The organism is Nostoc sp., from assembly GCF_036919615.1.
Lineage (GTDB): Bacteria > Cyanobacteriota > Cyanobacteriia > Cyanobacteriales > Nostocaceae > Nostoc.
The window spans coordinates 29,182-43,840 of sequence record NZ_JBALCN010000042.1; the positions used below are offsets into that span (position 1 = coordinate 29,182).

14 protein-coding genes are annotated in these 14,659 nt (G+C 44.3%); 8 read left to right on the plus strand and 6 right to left on the minus strand.

Going from position 1 to position 14,659, the window contains the following annotated elements; translation table 11 throughout:
- The first annotated feature begins 252 nt into the window (after positions 1-252).
- Both V7K48_RS13825 and V7K48_RS13830 read left to right on the plus strand, forming a co-directional pair.
- A complete protein-coding gene (locus V7K48_RS13825) occupies positions 253-2,076 on the plus strand; it encodes a proline--tRNA ligase (protein ID WP_335073295.1) in 1,824 nt (607 codons plus the stop codon).
- Positions 2,077-2,383: 307 nt separating this feature from the next.
- Entirely contained in the window at positions 2,384-2,998 is a 615-nt protein-coding gene (locus V7K48_RS13830; RefSeq protein ID WP_335073297.1) for a GerMN domain-containing protein, read from the plus strand.
- 90 nt (positions 2,999-3,088) lie between these two features.
- Here the strand turns inward: V7K48_RS13830 and V7K48_RS13835 are convergent, their stop codons facing one another.
- The 3 genes from V7K48_RS13835 to efp form a co-directional block, all read right to left on the minus strand.
- Complete coding sequence (locus V7K48_RS13835; protein ID WP_273768314.1) at positions 3,089-3,436, minus strand: ArsR/SmtB family transcription factor; 348 nt, start codon at positions 3,434-3,436, stop codon at positions 3,089-3,091.
- A gap of 62 nt (positions 3,437-3,498) precedes the next feature.
- Positions 3,499-4,056: an acetyl-CoA carboxylase biotin carboxyl carrier protein gene (accB, locus tag V7K48_RS13840; RefSeq protein ID WP_335073299.1), complete on the minus strand. Its 558-nt coding sequence runs from the start codon at positions 4,054-4,056 to the stop codon at positions 3,499-3,501.
- A 109-nt stretch (positions 4,057-4,165) separates the two neighbouring features.
- Positions 4,166-4,723, minus strand: a complete 558-nt coding sequence (efp, locus tag V7K48_RS13845; RefSeq protein WP_334976818.1) for an elongation factor P — start codon at positions 4,721-4,723, stop codon at positions 4,166-4,168.
- 199 nt (positions 4,724-4,922) lie between these two features.
- Here efp and V7K48_RS13850 point away from each other — a divergent pair, with 199 nt between their 5' ends.
- Positions 4,923-6,029 (plus strand): peptidylprolyl isomerase, encoded by a 1,107-nt coding sequence (locus V7K48_RS13850; protein WP_335073301.1) that lies wholly within the window; start codon positions 4,923-4,925, stop codon positions 6,027-6,029.
- Between the two features lie 230 nt (positions 6,030-6,259).
- Positions 6,260-7,369: a thiamine-phosphate kinase gene (gene thiL, locus V7K48_RS13855; protein ID WP_335073303.1), complete on the plus strand. Its 1,110-nt coding sequence runs from the start codon at positions 6,260-6,262 to the stop codon at positions 7,367-7,369.
- Positions 7,370-7,464: 95 nt separating this feature from the next.
- Here thiL and V7K48_RS13860 read toward each other — a convergent pair whose 3' ends face one another.
- Together V7K48_RS13860 and nadD are read right to left on the minus strand one after the other, a co-directional pair.
- Complete coding sequence (locus V7K48_RS13860) at positions 7,465-8,478, minus strand: type I glyceraldehyde-3-phosphate dehydrogenase (protein WP_335073305.1); 1,014 nt, start codon at positions 8,476-8,478, stop codon at positions 7,465-7,467.
- 116 nt (positions 8,479-8,594) lie between these two features.
- On the minus strand, positions 8,595-9,221 hold the full coding sequence (gene nadD, locus V7K48_RS13865) for a nicotinate (nicotinamide) nucleotide adenylyltransferase (protein ID WP_335073307.1): 627 nt from the start codon (positions 9,219-9,221) through the stop codon (positions 8,595-8,597).
- A 402-nt stretch (positions 9,222-9,623) separates the two neighbouring features.
- On the opposite strand from nadD, the gene murC reads away from it, so the two are divergent.
- From murC to V7K48_RS13885, 4 genes are all read left to right on the plus strand, one after another.
- Complete coding sequence (gene murC, locus V7K48_RS13870; RefSeq protein ID WP_335073309.1) at positions 9,624-11,087, plus strand: UDP-N-acetylmuramate--L-alanine ligase; 1,464 nt, start codon at positions 9,624-9,626, stop codon at positions 11,085-11,087.
- Positions 11,088-11,211: 124 nt separating this feature from the next.
- Positions 11,212-12,258, plus strand: a complete 1,047-nt coding sequence (murB, locus tag V7K48_RS13875) for a UDP-N-acetylmuramate dehydrogenase (protein ID WP_335073311.1) — start codon at positions 11,212-11,214, stop codon at positions 12,256-12,258.
- Between the two features lie 255 nt (positions 12,259-12,513).
- Complete coding sequence (locus tag V7K48_RS13880; RefSeq protein ID WP_094349894.1) at positions 12,514-12,861, plus strand: YbaB/EbfC family nucleoid-associated protein; 348 nt, start codon at positions 12,514-12,516, stop codon at positions 12,859-12,861.
- A gap of 427 nt (positions 12,862-13,288) precedes the next feature.
- Positions 13,289-13,798, plus strand: a complete 510-nt coding sequence (locus V7K48_RS13885; RefSeq protein ID WP_335073313.1) for a low molecular weight protein-tyrosine-phosphatase — start codon at positions 13,289-13,291, stop codon at positions 13,796-13,798.
- 127 nt (positions 13,799-13,925) lie between these two features.
- On the opposite strand, the gene V7K48_RS13890 is transcribed toward V7K48_RS13885, so the two are convergent.
- Positions 13,926-14,609, minus strand: coding sequence for a response regulator transcription factor (locus V7K48_RS13890; RefSeq protein ID WP_335073315.1), 684 nt, complete (start codon positions 14,607-14,609; stop codon positions 13,926-13,928).
- Positions 14,610-14,659: the final 50 nt, after the last annotated feature.

Consider the following 14,659-nt stretch of genomic DNA (forward strand, 5'->3'; position numbering starts at 1 on the left):
ACCTAGACCTAGAATTAAATAGTTGCAAAGATTATATCATGCGATATCTTAACGGCTGTAAGATACCCTGGCGACTGAAGTCTCGGCTACATAGACAAAACCTGCCTATTGCGCTGCGCTTTGTGCACCACGCAGGTTCAAAAACTAGGATACCTTCCTAGTCCACCCAGGCGGACGAGAGTTTGTCTGACCGAGATTTTAATCGCCCGGTGGTTTATAAACAAATTAGAGATTCTGGAAAGGGAATAAACGATGCGACTTTCACAAATGTTATTCGTTACACTGCGGGATGATCCGGCTGATGCCGAGATTCCCAGCCATAAATTATTACTCCGTGCAGGTTACATTCGTCGCATCGGTAGTGGTCTCTATGCTTATCTCCCACTGATGTGGCGGGTACTGCAAAAAGTTTCCCAGATTGTGCGGGAAGAAATGAACGCTACAGGCGCACAAGAATGTCTCCTACCACAATTACAACCTGCTGATTTATGGAAGGAATCGGAACGCTGGGACACTTACACAAAAGCTGAGGGGATTATGTTTTCCCTAATCGATCGCCGTGAGCAACAATTAGGATTAGGCCCAACTCATGAGGAAGTAATCACCGCGATCGCTCGTGATATGATTCGCTCTTATCGCCAACTACCACTGCACCTCTATCAAATTCAAACTAAATTCCGCGATGAAATTCGTCCCCGCTTTGGTTTGATGCGTGGACGGGAATTTATCATGAAGGACGGCTATTCTTTCCATGCCGATGAAGCCAGCCTCAAAGAAACTTACCAGGATATGTATAAAGCCTACAGCAATATCCTGCGGCGTTCTGGTTTAGCTTTTCGGGCAGTGGACGCCGACTCTGGGGCAATTGGTGGTTCTGGTTCCACAGAATTTATGATTTTGGCGGAAGCTGGTGAAGATGAAGTTCTCTACACTGAGGATGGTAAATACGCCGCTAACGTAGAAAAGGCTGTTTCTTTACCGATTGATGCTGAAATCTCACGGTTTACAACCTACGAGAAACGCGATACACCTGGAACAGAAACGATTGAAAAGGTTTGTCAACTCCTCAACTGTTCTCCCACTCAATTAGTGAAAAACGTCCTTTATCAGACAGTTTATGATAATGGGATAACGGTGTTGGTTCTGGTGAACATCCGAGGCGATCAAGAAATTAATGAGGTCAAGTTGCAAAATGAATTGACCAAATTAGCTCCTGAGTATGGTGCTAAAACTATTATTAGTTTGAATGTACCAAATGTTGAAGCGCAGCAAACATGGACAGCTAAATCTTTACCTTTAGGTTACATTGCACCTGACATCGCAGATGAGTATATTACCGCCAATAAACAGATTCATCCCAAGTTTTTGCGCTTGGTGGATCAAACAGTCGTTGATTTAAAAAACTTTGTTACAGGTGCAAATGAAGCTGGCTATCACGTAGTTGGTGCTAATTGGGGTGAGCAATTTAAGTTACCAGAGCAAGTAATAGATATACGGAAAGCAAAACCAGGCGATCACGCCATCCATAACCCAGAACAAACTCTTGCAAGCGCCCGTGGAATTGAAGCAGGTCACATCTTCCAATTAGGTACTAAATATTCCCAAGTGATGGGAGCAACTTATACCAATGAACAGGGTGAAGAAAAGCCACTAATTATGGGTTGTTTTGGCGTAGGTGTGTCACGACTAGCACAAGCTGCTGTAGAGCAATCTTACGATAAAGATGGGATTATTTGGCCAGTTGCGATCGCACCTTATCACGCGATCGTCACAATTCCTAACATTAAGGATGCTCAACAAGTCGAAATCGCCCAAAAACTTTATACAGAACTCAATCAAGCGGGAATTGAAACTTTACTAGATGACCGCGATGAACGGGCGGGAGTGAAATTTAAAGATGCTGACTTAATTGGTATCCCTTATCGGATTGTAACCGGGCGAGCGATCGCTAATGGCAAAGTCGAAGTTGTAGAAAGAGCTACCCGTAAATCTCAAGAAATTGTCATTGATGAAGTTACAACAACACTTAAACAGTGGATTACCGCAGCAATAAAGGATAAAGATGAAACGCTCTAGGGGCGTAAAGGCAAGCACAGGGTTTGCGGAGGGACTTCTGTGAGAAATACCCAGCGTTCCTTTGCTTTGTAAATTTAATCTTTAATCATCTCCAGAAAGAATGAGATTTACATAATTTGGCAGGTGACGGATTGGAAGTAAAAATTCTAAAATTGAATCAGGGACTCGCATAATTAAAAATAATTGCATTTTGAGGCATAAAGTCTTCTCCAGGTTGTGGGAAACTCTTCACTTGTAAGTATCGTCTTTAACCAGGCTGCTCCTCACATAACTACCATATCAGCCCTCAGTTAGGAAGGTTTTGAACATGAAAGACCAACAAGGATCTAATCGTATTTCTTCAGGCGTAATTGCAGCCGTCTCAGCAGCGGTTGTAGCGGTGGGTGGTGGTGTGGCTTGGTTTACTTCCCACTCCAGCAATACTCCCACACCGTCAAATCCCTCTGCGCGAATCGCTCAACCAGCACAGCCATCAACTAGGCAACCAGGTAATGAGAAAACCCCTAACGTTTATTGGCTAAGACCAAAAGAAAAAAATGTTGCTTTGGTTCCCCAGCCTGTTAAAGTAGCTTCTGTACAACCCAACCAGGCTTTAGAATCAGCTTTCCAAAGTTTGTTAGCAGGCCCACAAACAGGAGGGACAGATTCAACAACCATCCCTAAAGCAACCAAGCTGTTAGGGCTGAAGGCAGAAAATGATGAGGTTCACGTTAATTTATCCGAAGATTTTACCAGCGGTGGTGGTAGCACCTCAATGATGGGTCGCGTGGGACAAGTTGTTTATACTGCGACAACTTTAAATCCCAAAGCCAAGGTGTACATTGACGTGAACGGCAAACCGTTGGATGTTTTAGGTGGTGAGGGTCTAGAGTTAGAACAGCCACTAACTCGTGAAAGCTTTCAGAAAAATTATCCGCTTTAAAAAAGTTAGGAGTAGAGACGCGATTAATCGCGTCTGTGCAGGAGTGAGAAGTTTTAACTCATAACTCATAACTCATAACTTTTATTAAGCTTACCGATTACCATTTAACACACGAAAGTTACGGGCTTGCTGTTCTAACCTTGTGGCGAGGCGATCGCAAACCCGATTACACAAATCAAAAATCATTTGATCTTCCACCCGATAATAGGCGCAAGTTCCTTCACTGCGGCGGCTAAGGATACCTGCTTGCCACATTACCTTCAGGTGTTTTGACACATTCGCCTGAGAAGTCTGTGTTGCCTCTACCAACTCTTGCACGCATTTTTCTTCATCCCGTAGTAAGTGGAGTAGCCGCAGGCGCATCGGCTCACTTAACAGGCTGAAGTATTCAGCTACTTGTTGCACCACTTCTGGTGGTAAAGGCAACGTTTGTTTCATCAGGATTAACCCGCAAGGACTGAAAGTTTTAACGATGACTCATTTCATATATACATTAATACTTAATCAGGGTTAATTCTCATCAAAGGTTGACCATATTCTACGGCGTCACCATTTTGGAGGAGAATTTCCATCACCTGTCCGGAGACTTCGGCTTCGATTTCATTCATCAGCTTCATGGCTTCAATGATACAGACTGTTTGACCCTTGCGGACGCGATCGCCCACTTCCACAAATGCCACTTCACCCGGCGCAGGAGATCGATAAAACGTTCCCACCATTGGGGAAGGCACCTCTACTAATCTCTGGTCAATACTTGAGGGAGGATTTACTGACAACTGCAATTGTGTGCCAGTCCCAGTATTCTCAAACACGCGACCTGTGGACACATCCGTTACCTGACTTGGGGCCACCTGGTTTCCCAAAGATGAACCCGATGTCAAGCTCGAACCTACCACACCGCCTAAGGTCGTTTGACCTGCCGACAACACCTGATTGCTGATGCTCACAGCCTTACGGACTGTTAATTCAAAGTCATCGCTTTTGAGCGTAACTTCTGCAATATCTGTTTGTGCGATAGTTGCCAGTAGTTGGCGGATTTCATTAAAGTCCAATGGCACAGTTTTTATTACCTCGACCTATCCGTAAATTAGCATCTTAAGTGTGGCAGGGATTTAATCCCTATGTAGGGATTTAAATCGGGAGCAAGCATCTCCGTAGAGATGAAAGTTATTCCCTGCTGATATATTTATCTTCCTGAGTATCAACTCGGATGCGTTCTCCTTGGGAAATAAACAAAGGAACCATCACAACTGCACCAGTTTCCAGAGTTGCTGGTTTTGAGCCACCTGTGGCAGTATCACCTTTTAAACCTGGATCTGTTTGTACTATTTCCAGAACCACAGACTTAGGCAATTCTACTCCCAGTACCTGTTCGCCCCACCGGATCACTTCGGCTTCCATACCTTCCTTGAGGTATTTGACGCGATCGCCAATTTGTGCACGGGTCAATCTGCCTTCTTCGTAGGTTTCCATATCCATAAAGACGAACTCATCGCCCTCTTTATAGGTATGCTGCATCGTGCTTTTTTCTAGGGTGGCTTGCGGCAGCGTTTCCCCTGCTCGGAACGTTTTTTCAATCACGCTCCCACTTTGGACATTTCTCAGTTTGGTTCTTACAAAGGCGGAACCTTTGCCTGGCTTAACGTGGAGGAATTCGATCACTCGCCATACAGACCCATCTAATACAATTGAAACACCGGGTCGAAAGTCGTTACTGGAGATCATGAAACTTTCAAATTTTGGAAGACAATCGGCATTTATTGTACCCTTCTAGGGTTGTCATTGGGCATTTGTCATTAGTTGTTGTCATTTATTCATTAGTCCTCCACCCATCTACCCCTCTGCTCCACTCAGCACCTAACGTGGGAAGATTATTGATGGGTTACGTCCAGTCAACAATTTAATGCTGCATTTGAGTTATCCCATGCTTAACTTATTAAAATCCTGGCTGAAGAACAGCCTAATGGCAATATTGCTGGTAACAATATTTTTAGGCATAACTACATCTGGGTGGACTCCCTCTAGTAGCGCCGCGCTGCCAGCCGGCAACGCAATTACCGACGGCAAGGCTCTGTTGCGGTATGCACTCCCGATAGATAACAAACCTGTACGGCAATTACAAGCCAGTTTAGAGGACATCTCTGCCCAACTGCGAGCGAATCGGCGGTGGGGTGCTATTTCCAAAGACATCAGCCAAGCATCCCGCATTCTCGATAAACCCTCTCAAATCTTAACAAGCGTTCTTGAAGAACGCCAACCCCAAGCTGAAGCTTGGATTACCGAGTTGAAATCGGGGGTGGGTAAACTGGAAGAATTGGCGAACAGCAAAGATAAAGAACAAATTCTGCAAGAGAGAACTAAACTGCTGAATCTCGTCACTCAGATAGAAGAGTCAATGGTGAAACAATTCCCCTTTGAAGTGCCTGCCCAGTACAGTAATCTGCCACAACTTAAAGGTCGTGCCACTGTAGAATTCAAAACTAACAAAGGCGATTTGACCCTCGTAGTAGACGGTTACAGCGCCCCTGTCACTGCTGGTAATTTTGTAGATTTGATACAGAGGGGTTTTTATAATGGCTTAGAGTTTACCCGTTCTGAAGAATCTTACTTTCTGCAAACTGGAGATCCTGCTGGAAAAGAGGTGGGTTTCATTGATCCAAACACAGGTAAATATCGCGCTATTCCCTTAGAAATCTTAGTTCAGGGCGATAAAGCACCGACCTATGGCATTACTCTCGAAGAAGCTGGTCGTTACGTTGATATGCCAGTTCTGCCTTTCTCTGCCTTTGGTGCAGTGGTGATGGCTCGTCCCGAAAGTGAAGTGAATGGAGGTTCTTCGCAATTTTTCTTCTTCCTGTTTGAACCAGAACTCACCCCCGCCGGACGAAACCTATTGGATGGTCGTTATGCCGTTTTTGGCTATCTCAGCGAAGGCAAAGAAGTTTTGGATAAACTGAAGGCGGGTGACAAAATTGAATCGGCAACTGTGGTTCAGGGAATAGAAAATCTAGTTGAGCCGCAAGCAGCATAAAAAGAGAGCAGGGGGAGCAGAGGAAGATGACGGAGAATAATTACTAACTCTTAACTTCTAACTTCTACCTTCTAACTCCCCTGACTCACATTCCCAGCAGTGAATACCTGATCAACTGCAATTGCTAATTCTAGAAAAGTCCGTGATTCAATTTGCTCAGTAGCGGTAAAAACTGTTTCTTCGTAAAATCCATAGTTTTATTAGTAATTTTGCAACACGGAAAACTGGTTGTGAACAGTGAGTTATCTTCTCTACAAGTAAAAGATATTGGAGAACAAGGTCTTTTAGAAAGATTGCAGCGCTTCTGTCCTCCAGAAATTATTGGCGATGATGCAGCAGTGCTTGTGACTGCACCAGAGCAATCTTTGGTGGTGACAACAGATGTATTGATTGATGGTGTACATTTTAGCAACGTCACCACTTCCCCAGAAGATGCTGGTTGGCGATCTGCTGCTGCCAATTTATCAGATTTAGCGGCAATGGGTGCTTCCCCATTGGGAATCACTGTCGGATTGGGACTCCCTGGTGAAGTTAAGGTGAGTTGGGTTGAGCGACTATATCAGGGAATGACAGAATGCCTCCAACAGTACAATACCCCAATTGTCGGGGGTGATATTGTGCGATCGCCTGTGACGACTCTGGCAATTACCGCTTTTGGCCAAGTTCAGCCTAATCGAATTATCCGCCGTTCTGCTGCTGTTGTCGGAGATGCGATCGTTGTTACAGGCGTTCATGGAGCCTCCCACGCTGGCTTAAAACTACTCTTACATCCCGAATTGGGACAAAACCTCAAAGATGCAGAATGCACAGCTTTTATCCGCGCACACCAGCGCCCACAACCACGATTAGATGTCTTACCAGTACTCTGGAAAATCTTAGATTCCCAATCCAAAATCGTTCGACTGAGCGTACTCCTACGGAGAAGCAAGCTACGCACAGCGTCTCTAAGAGTTGCCGAAGTCCAAAATCCAAAATCCAAAATTCCTGTCGCTGGTATGGATAGCAGCGATGGTTTGGCAGATGCTATTATCCAAATTTGCCGCGCCAGTGGCGTTGGTGCTGTCTTAGAACGCAGACAAATTCCTGTACCAAAAGCTTTTAAGTATTGGTTGCCACAAGACCAAGCGCTAGAATATGCTTTATACGGTGGCGAAGACTTTGAATTAGTGCTGTGCTTGCCACAAGAGTTAGCATCAGCCTTCGTACAACATCTTGGTGAAGCTGCTGCGATCGTGGGCAGCATTACATCGGGCTCAACAGTACTTTTGCACGATGAACAAAAAAAATTTCCTGGACAAATTCTGAATCTTAGTCAGGGATTTCAACACTTCAAAAATTAGAAGTTAGGAGTTAGAAGTTAGAAGTTATGAGTGTTAATTTCCCACTCTTTACTCCTTATTCCTAACTCTTCACTCCTCACTCCTTAACTTTTTAATTAAACCCACTTCTCGGCTACCAATTCTGCCAAATCCAAGACTCGTTGGCTGTAACCCCACTCGTTGTCATACCAGGCCATAACTTTCACTAGGTCATTACCCAAGACAAAAGTCAAGTTGGCATCAACAATCGAAGAAGCATCACTACCTTGATAATCAGACGATACCAGTTCTAGTATGCTATAGTCTAAAATGCCTTTGAGTGAACCTTCGGCAGCATCTTTGAGAGCTTGGTTAACTTCTTCAGTAATAGTACGCTTCTCAACCTGAACTACGAAATCTACCATTGAGACGTTCGGGGTTGGTACGCGCAAAGCAACACCATTTAGCTTGCCTTTAAGCTCTGGGATAACCAGTGCCACTGCTTTTGCTGCACCAGTGGAGGTGGGTACAATATTGATCGCTGCTGCCCTCGCCCGTCGCAAATCCCGGTGAGAAGCGTCTAGCAAGCGCTGGTCACCTGTATAGCTGTGGGTGGTGGTCATCGTACCTTTGATGATCCCGAACTTATCATTCAACACCTTGGCGATCGGTGCCAAGCAGTTGGTAGTACAGCTAGCATTACTGATAATGTGGTGTTTGTTGTGGTCATAGTCGTGATGATTCACACCAATCACAAAAGTGCCATCCTCGTTTTTACCAGGAGCGGTAATCAGAACTTTCTTGGCTCCAGCATTCACATGCTTGAGCGCTCCTTCTTTGCTAGTAAACACCCCCGTTGCTTCGATAATTAGGTCAATTCCCCAATCTTTCCAGGGCAACTTTTCTGGGTTGCGATCAGATACGCACTTAATGGTCTTACCGTTAACGATGATAGAGTTATCATCGGCACTAATCTCAGCACCCTTGATCTTCCCTAGCATTGAGTCATACTTCAGCAGATGAGCATTGGTTCTAGGGTCTGACGTGTCATTAATAGCCACAAGGTCGATTTTACTATTCTCTCTACCCACCCAACAACGCGCAAAGTTACGTCCAATCCGCCCGAAACCGTTGATTGCAACTCTAATCACAGTGTCTTGCCCTCTGTATTTATGCTTATATGTTGATATCGTTGACCCCAATCATATCGCAAAGGGGGGGAGCACTTATAACCATAAACTGTTAGATCAATAAAAAAACACATAATTTATTCAGATTTGTTCGAGTAGAGATTGTTGTTAGTGATATATGATCTGACCGATTCCGGGACTAAATAACGAATTGACTGGCCTTGGCGGCAAAATTTGCGAATTAGACTTGACGAAACTCCTACTAAAGGTGTATTTAAGAGTTGCCAGTGAATGGTGTGTGACTGCTCCCTGAATTGTTGCTCCACTTGCTTGCAGATTAATTTGCTTTGAGTTATAGTCTCACCACCTAGCAGTCGGGGTGCGATTAACCAATCACACATTTGTGCTAGTTCGTGTCCACGATACCAATGGGGTAAGGTTTGGAAAGTATCCAAGCCCACAATCCAGTACCAGTGAGTATTTGGGTAAGAAGCAGATAAGTCGATCAGGGTGTTAATGGCATAGGAAGTCCCAGAGTGATTTGCCTCCACTAGTGAGACAGTAAATGCTGGGTTATCTTTTATGGCTAATTTCAGCATTTCCACACGATGCTCAAACAAAGCTGCTTCTTTGTGAGGAGGATTTAAAGATGGCACCCAAATTACCTTTTCAACGGATACTTGATGCAAAGCTGTCTGGGCTATGAGCAGGTGTCCCCAATGAATTGGATCAAATGTGCCACCAAAAATTGCTAATTGCTGCATCCAGTTATGCCTGGGTTTTATGCAATTGAAAAATAGTTTCATTACCAATGTACTATTGTAGTCAATTCACGCCTAGACTTGATGCAATTTAAAATCAGTTTCACTAAACAATGTATTATGTAGCCAATTCCAGTAAGGTAGCCAAAAATATGTATTTGACATTACAAGAATTTCTTTCCCGATGCGGCCAAAATTTTCAGAATATTCTAAGAACAGTGCAGAAATAGCAAAAACCTCCAAGCAAGGTAAAATCATTCTGAACAAGGAAAACTAGAGCGGAAAGAACATCTAGGCATTAAACATAAACATGATATAGGAGCAGTTACGGTAAAAATCAAATTCCTGTTATGATACGCGTGTCATTTGTGATTATGGTGTGGTGTGGTGTAAGAGGAGCAATAAATGAGTAATTCTGTAGATTTTAGTGGTAGACCATTTCATTTTATTGGCATCGGCGGCATAGGTATGTCTGCTCTGGCATACGTTCTCACCAAGCGTCAATTTCCAGTATCGGGTTCGGATCTTCGTCCAAACCACATTACGCACAAATTGGAATCTATTGGTGCTCATATTTTTGGTAGACAAGAGGCAAGCAATCTTGAATTCTTTCGCCCTCAGGTATTGGCTAATGCAGTAGTATTAAATTCACAAGAACAATTACCTACTGCTACTAAGTCAAAACTACCTCAAGTCATTTGTTCAACAGCAATTAACACGAATAATTTAGAATACAAAGCAGCGCTGGAATTAGGTTGTCCAATTTTACATCGTTCAGATGTACTAGCCGCTTTAATTTCCGATTACTACAGTATTGCAGTAGCAGGAACACACGGCAAAACTACAACCAGTAGCATGATTGGCTATATGCTTCTGGAAGCAGGTCTAGATCCCACGATTTTAGTGGGTGGCGAAGTCAATGCTTGGGAAGGTAATGCTCGATTGGGACAAAGCCAATATTTGGTGGCCGAAGCAGATGAATCTGATGGTTCTTTGGTAAAACACGCTCCAGAAATTGGCATCATCACCAATATTGAACTCGATCATCCTGACCATTACGATACATTAGAAGAAGTCATTGACATCTTCCAGACATTTGCTGAGGGTTGTAAAACTTTAATAGGTAGCATTGACTGTGCTACAGTGCGCGATCGCTTACAACCTACAATCAGCTACAGCTTATACTCAGATACCGACGCTGACTACACCGTTACTAATATTGATTATCGTGCTGATGGTACCACGGCTCTAGTTTGGGAACGAGGCAAAGCTTTGGGTGTGTTGAAGTTGCGGTTGCTAAGTCGGCACAATCTCAGCAATGCCTTAGCAGCAGTGGCTGTTGGTCGCGCCTTGGGCTTAGAATTTGGAGAAATTGCCAAAGGTATCGCCACCTTTGAAGGAGCAAGACGCCGCTTTGAGTTCCGAGGTGAAGTTGATGGTATTACCTTCATCGATGACTATGCTCATCACCCCAGCGAGATTCGCGCTACTCTCGCTGCAGCACGTTTACAGGCAAGACCAGGGCAAAGAGTGGTTGCCATCTTCCAACCCCATCGCTATAGCCGGACACTCACCTTTTTAGAAGAGTTTGCTGAGTCTTTTACTCATGCTGATTTGGTTGTGCTGACTGATATTTACAGTGCAGGCGAACCCAATTTAGGGCAAATTAATAGTGAACATCTAGCGGCGGAAATTGCTAAACAGCATTCGCAAGTCGTTTATCAACCAACTTTACCCTCAGTATGTGAGTTTTTGCTGCAAACACTACGCCCAGGCGACTTGGCACTGTTTTTGGGGGCTGGGAACTTGAATCAAGTGATTCCTGAGGTAATTACGACACTTTGCGAACCTGCTAAAGCCACATCCTAAGTGGAGACTTTGCGAAGTTTTATTTCTGAGCAAAGCGCCCCTCTAGCAACGGTTCCATAGTTTAACTCTATTACCGTATCTTTGCGGTAAATAAATGTAAAAATTTTACCAATACAAAGTAAAGATGACAATTTCCCAGGCAGCTGGAAACGTCTGCACAGTTTCTGCTTTGAATACAAAGAAACACCAAACAACTAATTCGGTGGAGAGCGAAGTAATTTACTTACCCGGTACTGATTGTGTGATTAAGCCCCAGGCTTCTTTGTCAGCGTTTACTTCCTATAGAGTTGGGGGAGCCGCTGATTGGTACGTTGCCCCCCGAAACTTAGAAGCACTGCAAGCAAGTCTTAAATACGCAAAAGAACGTGATTTAAAGGTGACAACACTGGGAGCCGGTTCTAACTTGCTAGTGAGCGATCGCGGTATATCAGGCTTAGTCATTGCTACTCGTCATCTCCGCTTCAGCAACTTTGACCCAGATACAGGTCAATTAACTGTTGCTGCTGGAGAATCAATTCCTAGCTTGGCATGGGCGGCAGCAGAATTAGGGTGGCAAGGATTGGAGTGGGCTGTTGGTATCCCTGGAACAGCTGGAGGTGCCGTGGTGATGAATGCAGGGGCACATAATAGCTGTATCGCAGATATGTTAGTTAGTGCCCAGGTACTTTCACCCGATGGGACGCTGGAAACTATTACTCCAGAACAGTTAGGTTACAGCTACCGGACTTCATTATTGCAAGCTGGCGAGTCTCCTTCTCCTGGCAAAGATACTGCGCGAACAGAGAGACGTTGCCAACGCATAGTCACCCAAGTCACCTTACAACTCGCACCAGGTGCCGACCCAGCAAAAGTTGTGGCAATCACCAAACAACACAAAAAGCATCGGTTGAGCACCCAACCATACAACTTCCCCAGTTGTGGTAGTGTGTTCCGCAATCCCAAACCTTACAGTGCTGGCTGGTTAATTGAACAAACTGGGCTGAAAGGCTACCAAATTGGTGGCGCACAAGTAGCACTACTTCATGCTAATTTTATCGTTAACCGTGGTGGGGCAAAAGCTAGTGACATCTTCTGTCTCATTCGCCACATCCAACATCAGGTACAAGAACGTTGGTCTATTCGGTTAGAGCCAGAAGTCAAAATGCTCGGAGAGTTTCAAGGTGCTTGTTGAAACTTTCAATCTCAGAAATGGGGCATTGGGGATTGGCAACTGGGGAGATGAGGGAGATAGGGTGTAACCAATACCCAATACTTCTCTTCTTAGGCTGCGCTTTAAGCGAAGCTATGCCGCAGGCTTTATGACGCCGCTCAGTACAAGTGTCCAATTCCAGAATGCATTAATTATTGGTAAAAAAAGAGGCAAATTACTTACCGCATCTATAATTGAATTTGATTTGTTATTCAACGCGCACGCGTACAAATAATTATGACAGGAAAAGGACAGGGATTTGGCTTTGGCTTAGGAAAAATGAAGGAACTGGCAGAAGCTTTTAAGAAAGCGCAGCAAGTTCAAGAAGGCGCAAAGCGACTCCAAGAAGAATTGGAGCAAATGGAGATTCAAGGAGAATCTGGCGGTGGTCTGGTGAAGGTGATTGTCAGTGGTAACCAAGAACCTAAGCGGGTGGAAATTTCTCCAGATGCTTTAACCGAAGGCGCAGAAGTACTTTCCGATCTTGTGACAGTGGCAATGAAAGAAGCCTACAACAAGTCCACTGCAACAATGCGGGAACGTATGGAAGAATTAACCAGTGGGTTGGAGTTACCTGGATTTTAGTCAAGAGTAGCCAGTGCGGTGGGCGGGTGATGCCCAACTGTACTCTTACTCTTTAAGCTTGCTAGCAAGAGCGTCTTTGAACAGGAGAAGCAGCTGATCTTCAAAAGTCAGGAGTCAAAAAATCAATTGCTCTGGATTATTGACTGTGCCAATTTTAGATTTTAGATTTTGGATTTTGGATTGAAGAATTAAAGCCTCGACTCCGCTCGGCTTTAACACTGAGCGCACTTGTACTGAGCGTAGTCGAAGTAGCCGAAGTGTTAAAAATTATTTTGGTTCATGCCCTGTCCATTCTTGGACGGAACAAATCCAAAATTTAAAATCTTCAAGCCCCTACCCAAAGTGGTCGGGGTCAATCCAAAATAGGCTTTTCCATGATCCAAAATTGTCTGACTTTGGGCTATGGACTCTGTGAAGCGGAATATTTATGCCTTACAAGTTGCTGTTTGTCTGCTTAGGTAACATCTGCCGATCGCCATCGGCAGAAAACATTATGAATAATCTAATTGAGCAGGCTGGCTTGAGCGATCGCTGTGCCAATGCCAAAGGCGTACACATCCTTTGTGACTCTGCTGGTACATCTAGTTATCACATTGGTAGCCAACCTGACAGACGCATGAGTGCTGCAGCTGCTACAAAGTTGGGAATTAAACTGCGGGGTCGAGCACGCCAGTTTCAAAAGTCAGACTTTCAAGACTTTGATTTAATTTTAGCGATGGATCAAGAGAATTATGAGAACATCCTCACTCTTGATCAAACTAAGCAATATCAGCATAAAGTGCGTTTGATGTGCGAGTTTTGCTCTCGACACACTCTAAAGGAAGTTCCAGATCCCTATTACGGTGGTAAACAGGGATTTAATCAGGTTATTGATTTACTGCTCGATGCTTGTGAAGGTCTACTCACATACGTTACCAGCCAAAAACCAATAAGCTAAAGTTAGGAGTTAACAGACGCGATTAATTGCGTTTGTTAGGAGTAGAGACGCGATTAATCGCGTCTCTACAGGAGTTACCTTTTCTCTTGTTAACTCCTCACTCTTCACTCTTAACTTCTCACTTTTTTTATTCCACCAGACCATGCTTAATCGCAAAACGCACTAATTCCGCTCGGTTGCTGGTTGAGGTTTTTCTCAATAAACTGCTAACGTACTTTTCCACTGTTCGAGGACTCAGGTGTAGCTGATGACCCATTTCGGCATTAGAAAGACCATGAGTCAATAACTCTAAGACTTCCTGTTCTCTATGGGTTAGGGATGAGTGCAAGTGGGATTTCTGAGTTTGAGTGGACAGAGAATTATGGGCGTCCACCGCTTTTGTGGAGGTGGAAATGCCCAAATTTTCTTTATAAGAAAAGCGGTACTCCGATTGAATGATTTGCGATCGCTCCAAAAGATTGCGGATTGCTGCTGCTAACTCTTCAAGTTCAAAAGGCTTGGGCAAGTATAAATCACACCCAGACTGGTAACCCATAATTCTTTCTTGGGTCTTAGTTCGGGCTGTTAATAAAATTACAGGCAATAACCGAAACACTGGTTGTTGACGCACCCGACGCACCAGTTCATAGCCATTCATCTGTGGCATGACGATATCCGTGACAATCAAATCAGGATGATACTCATCCACCATAACCAAAGCCTCTTGACCGTCATTAGCCGTGATCACAGAGTAGCCAGACAGTTCAAGATAGTCGCTAACAGACAGACGAGTGCCCAAATCATCATCCACTACAAGGATCGTCAAGGGCATGAACAATACACCCCTAGCATTTTTTTACTCAGAAATTTGTTTCTACGCGC

Excerpts from the sequence above, each read along its gene's own strand:
- V7K48_RS13825 (WP_335073295.1), top strand. The coding sequence starts at position 253 with ATGCGACTTTCACAAATGTTATTCGTTACACTGCGGGATGATCCGGCT.
- V7K48_RS13830 (WP_335073297.1), top strand. The coding sequence starts at position 2,384 with ATGAAAGACCAACAAGGATCTAATCGTATTTCTTCAGGCGTAATTGCA.
- V7K48_RS13835 (WP_273768314.1), bottom strand. The coding sequence starts at position 3,436 with ATGAAACAAACGTTGCCTTTACCACCAGAAGTGGTGCAACAAGTAGCT.
- efp (WP_334976818.1), bottom strand. The coding sequence starts at position 4,723 with ATGATCTCCAGTAACGACTTTCGACCCGGTGTTTCAATTGTATTAGAT.
- V7K48_RS13850 (WP_335073301.1), top strand. The coding sequence starts at position 4,923 with ATGCTTAACTTATTAAAATCCTGGCTGAAGAACAGCCTAATGGCAATA.
- nadD (WP_335073307.1), bottom strand. The coding sequence starts at position 9,221 with ATGCAGCAATTAGCAATTTTTGGTGGCACATTTGATCCAATTCATTGG.
- murC (WP_335073309.1), top strand. The coding sequence starts at position 9,624 with ATGAGTAATTCTGTAGATTTTAGTGGTAGACCATTTCATTTTATTGGC.
- murB (WP_335073311.1), top strand. The coding sequence starts at position 11,212 with ATGACAATTTCCCAGGCAGCTGGAAACGTCTGCACAGTTTCTGCTTTG.
- V7K48_RS13880 (WP_094349894.1), top strand. The coding sequence starts at position 12,514 with ATGACAGGAAAAGGACAGGGATTTGGCTTTGGCTTAGGAAAAATGAAG.
- V7K48_RS13885 (WP_335073313.1), top strand. The coding sequence starts at position 13,289 with ATGCCTTACAAGTTGCTGTTTGTCTGCTTAGGTAACATCTGCCGATCG.
- V7K48_RS13890 (WP_335073315.1), bottom strand. The coding sequence starts at position 14,609 with ATGCCCTTGACGATCCTTGTAGTGGATGATGATTTGGGCACTCGTCTG.